A 13,969-nucleotide genomic window follows, 5' to 3' on the forward strand; every position below is an offset into this window, starting at 1 on the left:
GATTCCCCGGGCAAAGGGGCTTTCGGTGCGCAATCCGTTGCGCCCGGGGTCTGTGGAGGGAAAGAGTGGTCGCAGGAGAGAGGGGAGCACGCGATGTCAGTCGGACAAATCGAGCAGATCGACCCGAGGTTCCGCCGCCGGGTCACCGGCCTCGCAATCGCCGCCGCCGTGGGCGGCTTCCTATTCGGTTTCGACTCATCGGTCATCAACGGCGCCGTCGACGCGATCGGGAAGCAGATCGTGGCCCCCGCCGTGTCCGGCCCCGCCGAAGACTTCGTGAAGGGCTTCGTCGTCGCCGTGGCGCTGCTCGGCTCCGCCCTCGGCGCCTGGATCGCCGGCGGCCTCGCCGACCGCTGGGGTCGGCCGCGGGTGATGCTGCTCGGGGCCATCCTGTTCTTCGTCAGCGCCATCGGCGCAGGCCTCGCACAGACCGTCTGGGATCTCGGAGCCTGGCGCGTCATCGGCGGTCTCGGCATCGGCATCGCCTCGGTGATCGCCCCCGCCTATATCGGTGAGGTCGCGCCCAAGAGCGTGCGCGGCGGGCTCGCCTCGCTCCAGCAGCTCGCCATCACGATCGGCATCTTCGTCGCGCTGCTGTCGGACTTCGTGCTGAACAGCGCCGCGGGCAACGAGGCGACAGCCTCGCTCTGGCTGAACCTCGGGGCATGGCGGTGGATGTTCATCGTCGGCGTGATTCCTGCGATCGTGTACGGCTACCTCGCGCTGCGCATTCCCGAGTCACCGCGCTATCTCCTGCTCGTCGGCAAGCGCAAAGAGGCAGAGCAGGTCTTCTCGACGATCGTGCCCCACGACGAGGTGGAAGGCGCGATCAGCGACATCGAGAAGGCGATCGCCGAGGACAAGAGGAACGCGAAGGCCACGCTGCGCGGCCCGTCGTTCGGCCTGCATCCGATCGTCTGGGTGGGCATCATCCTGTCCGTCTTCCAGCAGTTCGTCGGCATCAACGTCGTCTTCTACTACTCGAACTCGCTGTGGACAGCCGTCGGGCTCGGCGACCACGCGTTCCTGCTCAGTGTCATCAGCGGCGCAGTGAACGTCGCCGTCACCTTCATCGCGATCGCCCTCGTCGATCGTCTCGGCCGCCGCCTGCTGCTGCTCATCGGCTCGGTCGGCATGGCGATCCCGCTCGGACTCGAGGCGGTCGCGTTCAGCTTCGCGACTCTGCACGACGGCCAGCTCTCGCTGCCGACCGGCTGGGCTGTCGTCTCTGTGATCTCGGCCAACGTGTTCATCATCGCGTTCGGGGCGACGTGGGGCCCGCTCGTGTGGGTGCTGCTCGGCGAGATCTTCCCGAGCCGCATCCGCGCCCGCGCGCTGGGCGTCGCTGCGGCTGCGCAGTGGATCGCGAACTTCATCATCTCCGAGACGTTCCCGCCGCTGTCGGCCTGGTCGCTGCCGTGGACCTACACGATCTACGCCGTCTTCGCCGCGCTCTCGTTCATCTTCGTGCTGCTCCGGGTCCCCGAGACGAAGGGCGTCGCGCTCGAGCACACCGAGGAACTCTTCCTGGCGCACCATCCCGAACTGCGCGGCACGAACTGATAGACTTTGTGAGCACCCCGCTCGTCGGGGTGACTACGCGTGCCCAGGTGCCGACACCACGTCGGCGGCACAGTTCCCTCAGGTCCCGCACCGGCTCATCCGGGTGCGGGCGGGAGCGTGTCGGGCACTAGGACTATCAACCTCAACCACAAAGGAACAATCATGGCCGTCGTCACCATGCGCCAGCTGCTCGACAGCGGTGTCCACTTCGGGCACCAGACCCGCCGCTGGAACCCGAAGATGAAGCGCTTCATCCTCACCGAGCGCTCGGGCTCCTACATCATCGACCTTCAGCAGTCGCTCACGTACATCGACAAGGCGTACGACTTCGTGAAGGAGACCGTCTCCCACGGCGGCACCATTCTCTTCGTCGGCACGAAGAAGCAGGCCCAGCAGGCGATCGCCGAGCAGGCGACCCGCGTCGGCCAGCCCTACGTGAACCAGCGCTGGCTCGGCGGCCTGCTCACCAACTTCAGCACCGTCTCGAAGCGCCTCGCTCGCATGAAGGAGCTCGAGGAGCTCGACTTCGAGGGCAACACCAGCGGCTTCACCAAGAAGGAGCTGCTGATCAAGAAGCGCGAGCTCGACAAGCTGCACAAGTCGCTCGGCGGCATCCGCAACCTGACGAAGACCCCGAGCGCGATCTGGGTCGTCGACACCAAGAAGGAGCACCTCGCCATCGACGAGGCCAAGAAGCTCGGCATCCCGGTGGTCGGCATCCTGGACACGAACTGCGACCCCGACGAGGTCAACTACCCGATCCCGGGCAACGACGACGCGATCCGCTCGGTGGCTCTGCTCACCCGCATCGTCGCCGACGCCGCTGCCGAGGGTCTCGTGTCCAAGCACGGTCAGACCGAGGGTGAAGAGGCCGAGCCGCTCGCCGAGTGGGAGCAGGAGCTCCTGAACGCGGGCGAGACCGCCGACGAGGCCACCCCGGCGCAGTCGAGCGCCGAGACCGCGAAGATCGCGGACGCCGAGCCGGCCGCCAGCGCCGAGTAAGACTCGCACCCCGTCACCGCTCACAACACTCATACCAGGGAGTTCCAGCAGAATGGCAACCATCAGCATCGCCGACATCAAGGCGCTGCGTGAGCAGCTCGGCACCGGCATGGTCGACACCAAGAAGGCCCTCGAGGAGGCCGATGGCGACCTCGAGAAGGCGACCGAGATCCTGCGCCTGAAGGGCGCGAAGGGCAACGCCAAGCGCGCCGACCGCTCGACGAGCGAGGGTCTCGTGGCCGCTCGCGAGAAGGGCAACGAGGCGTGGCTCATCGAGCTCGCGTGCGAGACCGACTTCGTGGCCAAGAACGACAAGTTCATCGCGCTCGCCGACGGCGTGCTCGAGGCCGTCGTGCTCGCCGGCGCGAAGACGCTCGAGGAGGCGCTCGCCGCCCCCGCCGCGACCAAGACCGTCGCCGACGTCATCGAGGACCAGGCCGCCGTCATCGGCGAGAAGATCGTGCTGCGCCGTGTGGCCTACCTCACCGGCGACGCGTTCGCGATCTACCTGCACAAGACCTCGAAGGACCTGCCCCCGCAGGTCGGCGTGGTCGTGGCCTACACGGGCTCTGACGAGGAGACCGCTCGCAGCATCGCCCAGCACATCTCCTTCGCGAACCCCGACTACCTGACGCGCGACGACGTGCCGGCCGAGAAGGTCGAGAACGAGCGCCGCATCGTCGAGGAGATCTCGCGCCAGGAGGGCAAGCCCGAGGCGATCCTCCCGAAGATCGTCGAGGGCCGTCTCGGCGCCTACTACAAGCAGGTCGCCCTGCTCGAGCAGGACTACGCGAAGGACAACTCGCTCACCGTCGGCAAGGTCGCGCAGAACGCCGGCCTGACCGTCACCGGTTTCGCCCGCTTCAAGGTCGGCGCGTAAGCCACTCCATGGGGGTCCGGATGCTTCAGGCATCCGGGCCCCTTTTTCGCGCCCGTCCACATCGCGACCGGCGCACCCGATAGCCTCGACGACAGAGCAGAACGACACGGAAGGACGACCCCACGACATGGCCGACGACAAGAAGCGCAGAGTCCTTCTGAAGCTCTCCGGTGAGGCGTTCGGCGCCGGCTCCCTCGGGGTGAACCCCGATGTGATCGCCGCGCTCGCGCGCGAGATCGCCGAGGCCGCGCGCTCCGTCGAGATCGCGGTGGTGGTCGGCGGCGGGAACTTCTTCCGCGGCGCCGAGCTCAGCCAGCGCGGCATGGATCGCGGGCGTGCCGACTACATGGGCATGCTCGGCACCGTCATGAACGCGCTGGCGCTGCAGGACTTCCTCGAGCAGGCGGGCGCCGAGACGCGCGTGCAGTCGGCGATCGCGATGACGCAGGTCGCCGAGCCGTACATCCCGCGGCGCGCAGAGCGCCACCTCGAGAAGGGCCGCATCGTCATCTTCGGCGCCGGCGCCGGCCTGCCGTACTTCTCGACCGACACCGTCGCGGCGCAGCGGGCCCTCGAGATCGGCGCCGACGCCGTGCTCGTGGCCAAGAACGGCGTCGACGGCGTCTACACCGCCGACCCCAAGCACGACCCGACCGCCACCAAGATCGACCATCTGACGTACCAGGACGCGCTGCGGCGCGGCCTGAAGGTCGTCGACTCGACGGCGTTCAGCCTGTGCATGGACAACCGGATGCCGATGCAGGTGTTCGGCATGCAGCCCGACGGCAATGTCAAGGCCGCGCTGCTGGGTGAGCCCATCGGCACGCTGGTGACGCACTGAGCGCCTGCCGTCAGCCCGCCGGTCGCGTCGATAGAATCGACGGGACAGTTCTACGAAGGAGCTACCGTGATCGCTGATGTCCTGTCCGACGCGACAGAACGCATGGGCAAGTCCGTCGAGGCCGCGAAGGAGGACTTCTCGGAAGTGCGCACCGGGCGCGCGAACCCGCAGCTGTTCTCGCGCGTGCTGGTCGACTACTACGGCAGCCCGACGCCGCTGCAGCAGCTGGCCTCGCTGCAGGTGCCCGAAGCGCGCGTCATCCTGATCCAGCCCTTCGACAAGACGGCCCTCAAAGAGATCGAGAAGGCGATCGTCGCCCGCCCCGACCTCGGGGTCACGCCGAACAACGACGGCAACATCATCCGCATCACCATGCCCGAGCTCACGGAAGAGCGGCGCAAGGACTACGTGAAGGTCGTGCGCGCCAAGGCGGAGGAGGCGCGGGTGTCCATCCGCAACATCCGCCGTCGGGCCAAGGACGAGCTCGACGGCCTCAAGGAGGTCGGCGAGGACGAGATCGCCCGAGCCGAGAAGGAGCTCGACTCGCTGACGAAGAAGCACGTCGACCAGATCGACGAGGCTCTCACCCGCAAGGAAGCCGAACTCCTCGAGGTCTGATCCCATGGCGCAGCGGCCCCAGGGCCCCGACTTCAAGGCGCAAGCCCAGGCCGCCCGCGCCGATCTCGAGCGACAGCTCCAGGAGTCGCGCGCGCAGTTCGACAACGCCCGCGCGCAGTTCGACGAGGTGAACAAGCGCATCCGCGCCCGCACCGGCCGAGACCTGGTGCTCGCGATCGCGATCGGCCTCGGGGCAGGCGTGCTCGTGCTGGCGAGCCTGCTGTTCGTCACCGAGCTGTTCATGGTGTTCGCCGCGGCCGCGGTCGCCATCGCGGTCGTCGAGCTCGGCACCGCGCTGCGGGCGAGCGGGCGCGACATCCCGCGCACCGCGAGCGTCATCGCGGCACTGGCGGTCGTTCCTGCCTCCTACTACCTCGACGCGGAGTGGCGCTGGGTCGTCACCATGGCGGGGATCGCCTTCGTCGTGCTGTGGCGGGTCGTCGAGTACGCCTGGCCGAGCCGGCGTGGCGGCCGAGAGACGCTCCTGCGCGACATCACGGCGTCCATACTCGTTCAGGCATATGTCGCGCTGCTGGCGAGCTTCGCCGTGCTGCTCGTCTCGCCGCAGGCCTCGCCCGGTGGTCGCTGGTGGCTCCTCGCCGCCATCGTCGTCGTCGTGGCGACCGACACCGGCGCCTACGCCGCGGGTCTGAACCTCGGGCGGCACAAGATGGTTCCGACGATCAGCCCCAGCAAGACGTGGGAGGGCTTCGCGGGCGCCGGGGCGGCGGCGATCATCGCCGGCATCCTGCTGTCGCTGTTCATGCTGCACGTGCCGTGGTGGTTCGGCTTCGTCTTCGGCCCGGTGCTGCTGCTGACCGCGACCGTCGGCGACCTGGCCGAGTCGCTGATCAAACGCGACATCGGCATCAAGGACATGAGCGCCTGGCTGCCCGGCCACGGCGGCATCCTCGACCGCCTGGACTCGATCCTCCCGTCCATGGCGGCGACCTATGCTCTGTACCTGATCTTCTATCCGCTGTTCTCGTGAGCTGACGCTCTCACCCGACCCGAACCGAGGAGCTCCATGTCGAGTTTTCCCACCGTCGGCCGCGGCAAGCGCGGCTACGACCCCGAGCAGGTCGACGGCTTCCTGTCGAAGGCCCGCTCGGTGTTCGACGGCCGTGCCCGCGGCCTCACGGCGGTCGACATCCGGCGCACCGCGTTCGATCTGAGGAAGGGCGGCTACGAGCCGGGTGCGGTGGATGCCGCGCTCGAGCGCCTCGAGGACGTCTTCGCCGAGCGCGAGCGGCAGCAGGCTCGGAGTGAACTCGGAGAAAAGGAATGGTTCGGCCGGGCGCGCGAGCTGGCCCAGGTGATCGTGAACCGTCTCGACCGCCCCGACAAGCAGCGCTTCACGCGCACGAGCCCTTTCACGCTGGGCTACAGCACGGTCGAGGTCGACCGCTTTTCCGCCCGTCTGATCAGGTATTTCTCCGAGGGGCTCGCGGTGAGCGTCGACGAGGTGCGCACCGTCACCTTCCGCCCGCAGCGCGGCGGCTACGCCGAGGCGCAGGTCGATCTGCTGCTCGACTCGGTCACCGACGTGATGCTGGCCGTCCGGTGACTCTCGGGCGTTTGGGTTTGGCATCCGCCCACCCCGCCGTTATGGTTCTGTGATCGTGGGCAGGCGAGTAGCAACCAAGGCGGCCGTCGTGGCCCGGCGCTCCAATGCGCCGAAGCAGGTCGACGCCCCCGCCCGCCCCGTCATCACTATGCACAATTCACTCAAGAAGAAGTCCAGGCCCATCGTGGTCCTGCTGGCCTTCGCGGCCGCTGCAGGGTTCTTCATGATCAACCTGGTCAACCCGAACAGCTTCGCGACCGCAGACGCCTCCCTGCAGTTCGCGCACGTGACCGACCGCTACGCGGGCCAGCACCCGCAGGCGCTCGACGTCGGGGCCGACTACCAGCCGGTGTCGGTCGAGCACGAGGAGTACACGGCCACGCTGCCGCCGAAGCCCAGCCCGACCCCGACCCCCACCAAGACCGCGGCGACGACGACGGCAGCTGCCGCCGCCGCTCCGGTCACGGCCGCCGCTCCCGCCGCGCCGCCGGCGGCTCCCGGCACCGCGCAGGCGTGGGCCCAGCAGTACCTCGCCTCGATGGGCATGGGCGACGACCAGTTCAGCTGCCTCGTCTCCCTGTGGAACCGCGAGTCCGGCTGGAACACGCACGCCTCGAACCCGAGCGGCGCCTACGGCATTCCGCAGGCTCTGCCCGGCAGCAAGATGTCGTCTGCCGGCCCCGACTGGCAGAACAGTTACGAGACGCAGATCAAGTGGGGCATGGGCTATATCACCGGCCGCTACACGAACCCCTGCGGCGCATGGGCGCACTCGCAGTCGACGGGGTGGTACTGACCGTCGCCTAGGCTGGAAGCCATGCCGCGCAGCAATCGTCCCCGGGGTCGCAAGACCACCGGGGACGATTCGTCTGCGCTCGACATCGAGCGGCTGACGCTGGGCTGGCGTCGCACCGAGACACGACGCGGGCTGAGCTACACGGTGCAGCCGATCTCGGCGGTGAACGCCCGCAAGAGCTATGTGTGCCCGGGCTGCGGCCGTGAGATCGCGCCCGGGGTCGAGCACGTGGCGGTGTGGCGCGCCGACGGCGTGCTGGGCGACGAGGCCGATCTGTCGGGCCGGCGGCATTGGCACACCCATTGCTGGAGGATTGCATGACCGAGGTCGAGATCCGCGCAGCCGTCGAGCTACCCGCGGTGCGCGAAGAGATCGAGTTCACCACACTCGACCGTCTGCGCCTGGTCGGCGAAGTCGCGACGCCCGTCGACCGGCCCCCGGTCGCCACGCTCATCACCCTGCATCCGCTGCCCACGCACGGCGGGTTCATGGACTCGCACATCCTGCGCAAGGCGGCCGCCCGGCTGCCGGCCCTCGCCGATCTCGCGGTGCTGCGGTTCAACACGCGTGGGACCTCGTCGCCGCGAGGCACGAGCGAGGGCGCCTTCGGCGACGGCGTGACCGAGCGCTTCGACCTCGAGGCGGCCGTGCGCTTCGCCCGCGACCGGGAGCTGCCCCGCCCCTGGCTCGTGGGCTGGTCGTTCGGCACCGAGGTCGCCATCAAGTACGGTCTCGCCCACGACGACGTCGAGGGCGTCATTCTGCTCTCGCCGCCGCTGCACCGTGCGACGCGCGATGAGCTCGCGGCCTGGCACGGCTCGGGCAAGCGCATGGTGGTGCTCGTGCCCGAGCTCGACGACTTCCTGCGCCCCGCAGAGGCCGAGCCGATCTTCCGCGCAGCCGTTCCCGAAGCCGAGTTCATCGCGGTGCCGGGCGGCAAGCACCTGTGGGTGGGGGAGGGCCAGACCCGGACGGTGCTCACCGAGATCGTGCGCGCGGTGAATCCGGCCGCGCTGCCGCTGCCCGAGACCTACGAGCTGTGAGCCGCTCCTAGAGCTCGTTCTGCCGCGGAATCACGACCTGGCGCACGATGAGCAGCACCGAGGCCGCGAACGGAATCGCGATGAGCGCCCCGAGCACGCCGAGCAGCGTGCCACCCGCCAGAGCGGCCACGACGACGAGGGCGCCCGGCACTGCGACGGCGCGGTTCATGATGCGCGGGCTCAGCACATACGCCTCGACCTGCATGTAGATGAGGTAGTAGATGGCGGCGACCAGGGCTGTCAGCGGCGAGCCGAGCAGCAGGCAGAGCAGGCAGATCAGCGCGGAACCCGTCAGTGTGCCGACGAGCGGCACGAGCGAGAACAGGAAGGCGATGACGGCGAGCAGCATCGGGTACGGCGCGCGGATGATGCTGAGGAAGATCGACGAGAGGATGCCGTTGACGAGCGCCAGCGACACCTGGCCGATGACGTACTTCCCGACCGAGTCGGTGACCTGCTCGGCGATGTCGATGAACCTGCGGCGTCGGCTGGCGGGCACGAGGGCATAGGCGCCGCGCTTGATGTTCTTGAGGCTCGCGGCGAAGTAGATCGTCAGGATGATCACGATCAGCACGCCGAACGCCCCCGTGATCAGGCCGAGGCCCGCCTGCAGCACGCCGCCCGTGATCGTGCCGAGGTTCTTCTGCAGCTCCGACCACACCTGTGAGATCGCGTTGTCGACGACCCCCGGCTGGAACTGGCCCTGCAGCCACTGATACCACTGCTGATAGGTGCCCTGGTCGACGAAGTCGGTGACCGACTGCACGAGCTGCGCGCTCTGCTCGACGATGACCGGCACGATCGCCCAGATCACGCCGGCGGCCACACCGAGGATGACGACGAAGACGATGACGATGGATGCCCACCTGGGCACCCCTCGCTTGGCCAGGAACTCGATCAGGGGCTCGAGGCCGAGCGCGAGGAACAGCGCGGCGCCGATGTAGGTGATGACCGTCGAGAGGTTGACGATCGAGGCGAGGATCAGGATGCCGAGCCCGACGCCGAGCGTTCCGACGAGACCGAGCGTGAACGCGTTCTTGATCCTCACGCGCTCAGGCTACCGGGAGGCTCTCACTCGCTGTGGGAGGACGTGACGCCTTCCGCTTGTGCGAGCGCGCCGCGCAGGCTCTCGAAGTAGCCGGCGACCGATTCGCGCTCGATGCGGATCTGCGAGAGACGGTCCTCGGCGTCGTCGACGAGCTTTCGGGTGCGGTTCTCCGCGTCCTCGATGGCGGCCTTCGCGCGCTCCTCGGCGTCGCGGATGATCTTCGCGGCCTCGGCCTCGGCGTCCTTCCGCTTCGTGTGGACCTCTGCACGGACATCCGTCTCGATCGCCTTCGCCTCCTCACGCGCCTCGCTCGCCCGCTTGAGGGCGTCGGCGAGCTGCACGTTCGCGTCGTCGAGGAACCGCTGGGTCTGGGCGACGGCCTCCTGGTGGCGAGCCAGGTGCTCCTTCTCGGCCTCGTCGCGGCGGGCCTTGAGCTCGACCTCGAGGTCGATGCGGGCCTGCTCGGCCTCGTGGCGCTGCTGGTCGACCTCGGCCTGCGCCTGCTGACGCAGGGCGGCGAGCTCGTTCTCGTGGTCGATGCGGCTCTGCTCGAGCTTCGTGCGGTGCTCGGCGAGCTCGGACTCGAGCTGGGCCGCCTGCGCGGACGCGGCCTGGGTCAGCTCCTGGCGGTGCGCGATGCGCTCGGCCTCGAGCTGCGCCTCGTGCTGGTTGCGGCTGTCGGCGAGCTCGCGCTCGAGCTCGGCGCGGCGCTCGCTGACCTCGGCGTCGAGGCCTGCGGATGCCTCGCGGCTCGCCTGCGCCTCCTTCGCGGCCACGGCCCGCACTTCCGCGGCCTCGCGCTCGGCGTCGGCCTTCGTGGCCGCGGCCTCGCGCTTGCTGGTGGCGCGCACCTCTGCCGCCTCGGTGGCGACGGCGCCGCGGATGGCCGCGGCCTCGCGCTGCGCGTCCTGGAGGAGCTGCTCGGCGTCTCGCTTCGCGTCGGCGATGATCGAGTTCGCCTCGATCTGCGCGTCCTGCAGGGCGGACGCCGCCTGCGCGCGGCCCTCGGTGACGACGCGCTCGGCCTGCTCCTTGGCGGCCTCGCGGATCTGCTCGGTCTCGCGGGCGACCTGCGCGCGCAGCTTCTCGGCGTCGATGTCGGCCTGCGCGATCATGCGCGTCGACTGCTCCTCGGCGACGCGCAGGGTGTTCTCGAGCTTGGTGCCGAGACCCGAGAAGGTGGGGCTGCCCACTTCTTCGATCTCGGCGTTCAGCTCGTCGATGCGGCCGTTGAGGCGCTTGATCTCCTTCGCGGCATCCGAGGCCTGCGTGTTCGCCTTGATCAGCTCGCGGCGCAGCTCCTGAAGCGCCTTGTCGACCTCGTCCTTGTCATAGCCGCGGAAGACCTGGGTGAACTCTGACTCTTCGGGCACGTGGCTCTCCGGGGGATCGAGGGGCTGCTGGAGTGGGCCGGCGCGACATCGCGCCGTACCCCAGAAATGCTACAAGCCCCACGAGGCGCGCCGAACGCCGTATTCAGGGTTCGTCCCGGGTCTGTCCAGGCGCATCGAATAACCTGAAGGGACTTTTGGCAGCCGGTCAATACCCGTGCGGCCGGCCAGGAAGGATCTATTCGTGCGTTTCGTCATTGCCATCGCGGCGTTCCTCATTGCCGCGATCATGATCGGCGTTGGGATCGCCCAGCGTACGATCTGGGCACCCGCCGCAAGCGTGACCGCCACGGCAGACGTCCGCTCGGGCGCGCCGTACATCGTCATCTCGGGGGCGACGCTCAACGCGAACGAAGGGCAGCAGACGCTGCACGTCGCGGGGGCGACCTCGCCGTTCGTCGCGTATGGCCGCACGGCCGACGTCCTCGCCTGGGTCGGCGACGAGCCGTACGCGCGCGTCAGCTACCAGCCCGAGACCAAGTCGCTGAAGACGACGCTCGTGCGCGCAGGTGAGAAGGGCGACACGGGCGGGGCATCGGATGCCACGTCAACGCCGACTCCGACTCCGACGAAGAGCACCCCCGCCGCGGGCGCCGACGCGCCGGCATCCGATCTTCGCCGGTCGCTCGACCCCAAGGCGCCGAGCCCCGCGAACAGCGACCTCTGGCTCGAGCAGTTCACCGGGGCGAAGGCGGCGACGACGACGATGAACGTTCCCGACAACGTCAGCGTGATCATCGCGACCGATGGCGCGCACGCCGCGCCAGAGTCCGTCTCGCTCACCTGGCCGATGGACACCCGCACGCCATGGGCGGGGCCGCTCATCGTGCTCGGCGGCCTCATCGCGATCGCCGGCATCGTGTTCTACATCCTCGCGCTGCGCCACCTGCGGCGCGGCCGCGGCCCGCGCCGCGGGGGCAGCAACGGGCGCCCGCCGCGTCTGCCCCGCCCGCCGCGTGCCCCCAAGGTGCGCACGGTCGGCCCCGCCGCCACTGAGACGCACGGGCGCCGTTCGCTCGGTCGCGGCTTCATCGCCGTCCCGGTCGTGCTCGCGGGCGCGCTGACGCTGGCCGGCTGCTCGTCGGACTACTGGCCCGCGGTCGGGCAGTCCGCCACGCCCTCGCCGAGCACGACGCCGCTCGCGACGCAGCTTCCCGGGGAGGGCAAGGACCACCCCGCGCCCGCGGTGACCGAACCGCAGCTGCGGAACATCGTGACCCGCATCGCCGAGACGGCGAAGACGGCCGACGCGAAGCTCGACCCTGCCCTGGCGGCCACGCGGTTCACCGGCGCTGCGCTCACAGAGCGTCAGGCGAGCTACAAGATCCGGCACGCCAAGCCGCAGTACCCGGCGCCCGCCGCGATCCCCGTGAACCCCAAGCTGTCGATCGTGCTTCCGCAGGCCACCGACACGTGGCCGCGCGTGGTCAACGTCATCGTGGAAGACCCCGCGACCAAGAGCGCTGCGCCGCTCGACCTCACGCTCACGCAGGATTCGCCGCGCGAGAACTACAAGGTCGCCTATTCGGTGACGATGCTCGGCGGTGCGAAGATCCCCGACCTGGCCCCCGCCAACATCGGCTCGACTCTGGTGCCGCCCGACTCCAAGCTGCTCGCCGTCGCGCCGAGCCAGCTCGCACAGAGCTACGCCAGCGTGCTCGCGCTGGGCGCGAAGAGCCCGAGCGCGAAGGAGTTCGACCTCAAGGACGACGCGCTCGTCAAGCAGGTCGGCGCCGAGTTCAAGGCGCAGACCATCAAGGAGCTCGTCGACAAGAAGGGCGCGGCCAACCTCGCCTACGCCGACCAGCCCGGCACGAACGCGCCCGTTGCGCTTGCGACGAACAACGCCGGGGCGCTCGTCGTCGCGAACGTCGCCGAGACGCAGACCATCAAGCCCAATGACCCCGCGGCCGAGATCACACTGCACGACCCGAACGGCGCCACCGCAGCGCTCACGGGGCTCACGAAGACGAACAAGGGCTTGGAGACCGATTACGGCTACCAGCTACTCTTCTATGTGCCGCCTGCCGAGTCCAAAGAGCAGATCAGACTGCTCGGCTTCGCGCAGGCCGTGACCGGTGCGAAGGAGTTGCCATAGTGAGTGACGAGAGGGCCGCGCAGGCAGCGAGCCTGCGTGGTGCGATCGATCTGTCCGCCCTTGTGAACCGCCCCGACCCGGCTGCCGCCGGGGCCGCGGGTGCCGGCGAGGAATCCGGTGCCGGCCGGCTCATCGTCGACGTCGACGACCGCACGTTCACGCAGCTCGTCGAGGTCTCGCGCACGGTTCCCGTCATCGTCGACCTGTGGGCGTCGTGGGCCGAGCAGAGCACCCGCCTCTCGGCGACGCTCATCAAGCTCGCGCGCGAATACGCCGGCCGCTTCGTGTTGGCGCGGGTCGAGGCCGAGCGCAGCCCCCAGCTTGCTCAGGCGTTCCAAGCGCAGCAGGTGCCGACGGTCGCCGCCGTCATCGGCGGCCGCCCCGTCGGTCTGTTCGTCGGCGAGCTGCCCGAGCCCGAGATCCGCGATGCGGTCGAGCAGGTTCTGGCGTTCGCCGCGCAGAACGGCGTGACCGGCACGGTTCCCGTCGACGACGCGGATGCCGGGGCCGAGGCCGCCGAGCCCGAGCCGGCACCGCTGCCGCCCCTGCATCAGGAGGCGTACGACGCGATCGAGCGCGGGGACTTCCAGGCGGCGATCGATGCCTACACCAAGGCCATCGCCCAGAACCCCGGCGACGACGAGGCGAAGGCCGGTCTCGCGCAGGTCAGCCTGCTGCACCGCCTGCAGGGCAAGACGCTCGACGAGCTGCGTGCGGCCGCTGCCGCCGCGCCCGACGACGTCGATGCGCAGCTCGGAGTCGCCGACGCTGACGTGTCCGGGGGCCATGTCGAAGACGCCTTCGATCGCCTGCTGACGCTCTTCCCGAAGCTCGACGCCGAGGGCAAGAACCGCGTGCGCGAGCGGCTCGTCGAGCTCTTCGCGGTCGTCGGCGCCTCAGACGCGCGCGTGGTCAAGGCCCGCGGCCGCTTGGCCTCGCTGCTGTACTAGCTTCCTGAGCCCGGCTGCATCCAGCTCCAGGCGCGCGGGCGCACCTGCTCGAACGGGGTCAGCGCGGCGACTTCCGCCTCGGCTGTATCGAAGACCGACGGCGGGATCTCGGCCGTGGCCGCGATGTGGCGCTGCGAATACGCGCGGATCGGGTCTTCGCGCGGCTCCCGCG

14 protein-coding genes are annotated in these 13,969 nt (G+C 69.3%); 12 read left to right on the forward strand and 2 right to left on the reverse strand.

Annotated features, from left to right (window positions below):
• The first annotated feature begins 93 nt into the window (after positions 1-93).
• From ABD716_RS15990 to ABD716_RS16035, 10 genes are all read left to right on the forward strand, one after another.
• Positions 94-1,563 carry a sugar porter family MFS transporter gene (locus tag ABD716_RS15990; RefSeq protein WP_344778716.1) on the forward strand — a complete coding sequence of 490 codons (1,470 nt, stop codon included), beginning with the start codon at positions 94-96 and terminating at the stop codon, positions 1,561-1,563.
• Between the two features lie 162 nt (positions 1,564-1,725).
• Positions 1,726-2,565 carry a 30S ribosomal protein S2 gene (gene rpsB, locus ABD716_RS15995; RefSeq protein WP_344778718.1) on the forward strand — a complete coding sequence of 280 codons (840 nt, stop codon included), beginning with the start codon at positions 1,726-1,728 and terminating at the stop codon, positions 2,563-2,565.
• A gap of 52 nt (positions 2,566-2,617) precedes the next feature.
• Positions 2,618-3,445 carry a translation elongation factor Ts gene (gene tsf, locus ABD716_RS16000; protein ID WP_344778720.1) on the forward strand — a complete coding sequence of 276 codons (828 nt, stop codon included), beginning with the start codon at positions 2,618-2,620 and terminating at the stop codon, positions 3,443-3,445.
• 127 nt (positions 3,446-3,572) lie between these two features.
• Entirely contained in the window at positions 3,573-4,286 is a 714-nt protein-coding gene (gene pyrH / locus ABD716_RS16005) for a UMP kinase (RefSeq protein ID WP_344778722.1), read from the forward strand.
• Between the two features lie 66 nt (positions 4,287-4,352).
• A complete protein-coding gene (gene frr / locus ABD716_RS16010) occupies positions 4,353-4,904 on the forward strand; it encodes a ribosome recycling factor (RefSeq protein ID WP_344778724.1) in 552 nt (183 codons plus the stop codon).
• A gap of 4 nt (positions 4,905-4,908) precedes the next feature.
• Entirely contained in the window at positions 4,909-5,895 is a 987-nt protein-coding gene (locus tag ABD716_RS16015) for a phosphatidate cytidylyltransferase (protein WP_344778726.1), read from the forward strand.
• 36 nt (positions 5,896-5,931) lie between these two features.
• Complete coding sequence (locus tag ABD716_RS16020; RefSeq protein WP_344778727.1) at positions 5,932-6,471, forward strand: DivIVA domain-containing protein; 540 nt, start codon at positions 5,932-5,934, stop codon at positions 6,469-6,471.
• A gap of 88 nt (positions 6,472-6,559) precedes the next feature.
• Positions 6,560-7,267 (forward strand): aggregation-promoting factor C-terminal-like domain-containing protein, encoded by a 708-nt coding sequence (locus ABD716_RS16025; protein ID WP_344778729.1) that lies wholly within the window; start codon positions 6,560-6,562, stop codon positions 7,265-7,267.
• A 21-nt stretch (positions 7,268-7,288) separates the two neighbouring features.
• Positions 7,289-7,588: a hypothetical protein gene (locus ABD716_RS16030; RefSeq protein ID WP_344778731.1), complete on the forward strand. Its 300-nt coding sequence runs from the start codon at positions 7,289-7,291 to the stop codon at positions 7,586-7,588.
• Positions 7,585-8,310, forward strand: coding sequence for an alpha/beta hydrolase (locus ABD716_RS16035; protein ID WP_344778733.1), 726 nt, complete (start codon positions 7,585-7,587; stop codon positions 8,308-8,310). Before ABD716_RS16030 ends, ABD716_RS16035 begins: the two co-directional genes overlap by 4 nt.
• A 7-nt stretch (positions 8,311-8,317) precedes the next feature.
• Here the strand turns inward: ABD716_RS16035 and ABD716_RS16040 are convergent, their stop codons facing one another.
• A complete protein-coding gene (locus ABD716_RS16040) occupies positions 8,318-9,358 on the reverse strand; it encodes an AI-2E family transporter (RefSeq protein WP_344778735.1) in 1,041 nt (346 codons plus the stop codon).
• Positions 9,359-9,381: 23 nt separating this feature from the next.
• Positions 9,382-10,731 carry a DivIVA domain-containing protein gene (locus tag ABD716_RS16045; protein WP_344778737.1) on the reverse strand — a complete coding sequence of 450 codons (1,350 nt, stop codon included), beginning with the start codon at positions 10,729-10,731 and terminating at the stop codon, positions 9,382-9,384.
• Between the two features lie 202 nt (positions 10,732-10,933).
• Here ABD716_RS16045 and ABD716_RS16050 point away from each other — a divergent pair, with 202 nt between their 5' ends.
• Together ABD716_RS16050 and ABD716_RS16055 are read left to right on the forward strand one after the other, a co-directional pair.
• Positions 10,934-12,847: a DUF8094 domain-containing protein gene (locus tag ABD716_RS16050; protein ID WP_344778739.1), complete on the forward strand. Its 1,914-nt coding sequence runs from the start codon at positions 10,934-10,936 to the stop codon at positions 12,845-12,847.
• Positions 12,847-13,797 (forward strand): tetratricopeptide repeat protein, encoded by a 951-nt coding sequence (locus tag ABD716_RS16055; RefSeq protein ID WP_344778741.1) that lies wholly within the window; start codon positions 12,847-12,849, stop codon positions 13,795-13,797. Before ABD716_RS16050 ends, ABD716_RS16055 begins: the two co-directional genes overlap by 1 nt.
• Positions 13,798-13,969: the final 172 nt, after the last annotated feature.

Origin of the sequence: Gryllotalpicola kribbensis (assembly GCF_039538245.1) — a bacterium.
Classification (GTDB): domain Bacteria; phylum Actinomycetota; class Actinomycetes; order Actinomycetales; family Microbacteriaceae; genus Gryllotalpicola; species Gryllotalpicola kribbensis.

Coding starts and splice junctions, on each gene's coding strand:
- ABD716_RS15990 (WP_344778716.1), top strand. CDS start 94: ATGTCAGTCGGACAAATCGAGCAGATCGACCCGAGGTTCCGCCGCCGG.
- tsf (WP_344778720.1), top strand. CDS start 2,618: ATGGCAACCATCAGCATCGCCGACATCAAGGCGCTGCGTGAGCAGCTC.
- ABD716_RS16015 (WP_344778726.1), top strand. CDS start 4,909: ATGGCGCAGCGGCCCCAGGGCCCCGACTTCAAGGCGCAAGCCCAGGCC.
- rpsB (WP_344778718.1), top strand. CDS start 1,726: ATGGCCGTCGTCACCATGCGCCAGCTGCTCGACAGCGGTGTCCACTTC.
- pyrH (WP_344778722.1), top strand. CDS start 3,573: ATGGCCGACGACAAGAAGCGCAGAGTCCTTCTGAAGCTCTCCGGTGAG.
- ABD716_RS16030 (WP_344778731.1), top strand. CDS start 7,289: ATGCCGCGCAGCAATCGTCCCCGGGGTCGCAAGACCACCGGGGACGAT.
- ABD716_RS16035 (WP_344778733.1), top strand. CDS start 7,585: ATGACCGAGGTCGAGATCCGCGCAGCCGTCGAGCTACCCGCGGTGCGC.
- ABD716_RS16020 (WP_344778727.1), top strand. CDS start 5,932: ATGTCGAGTTTTCCCACCGTCGGCCGCGGCAAGCGCGGCTACGACCCC.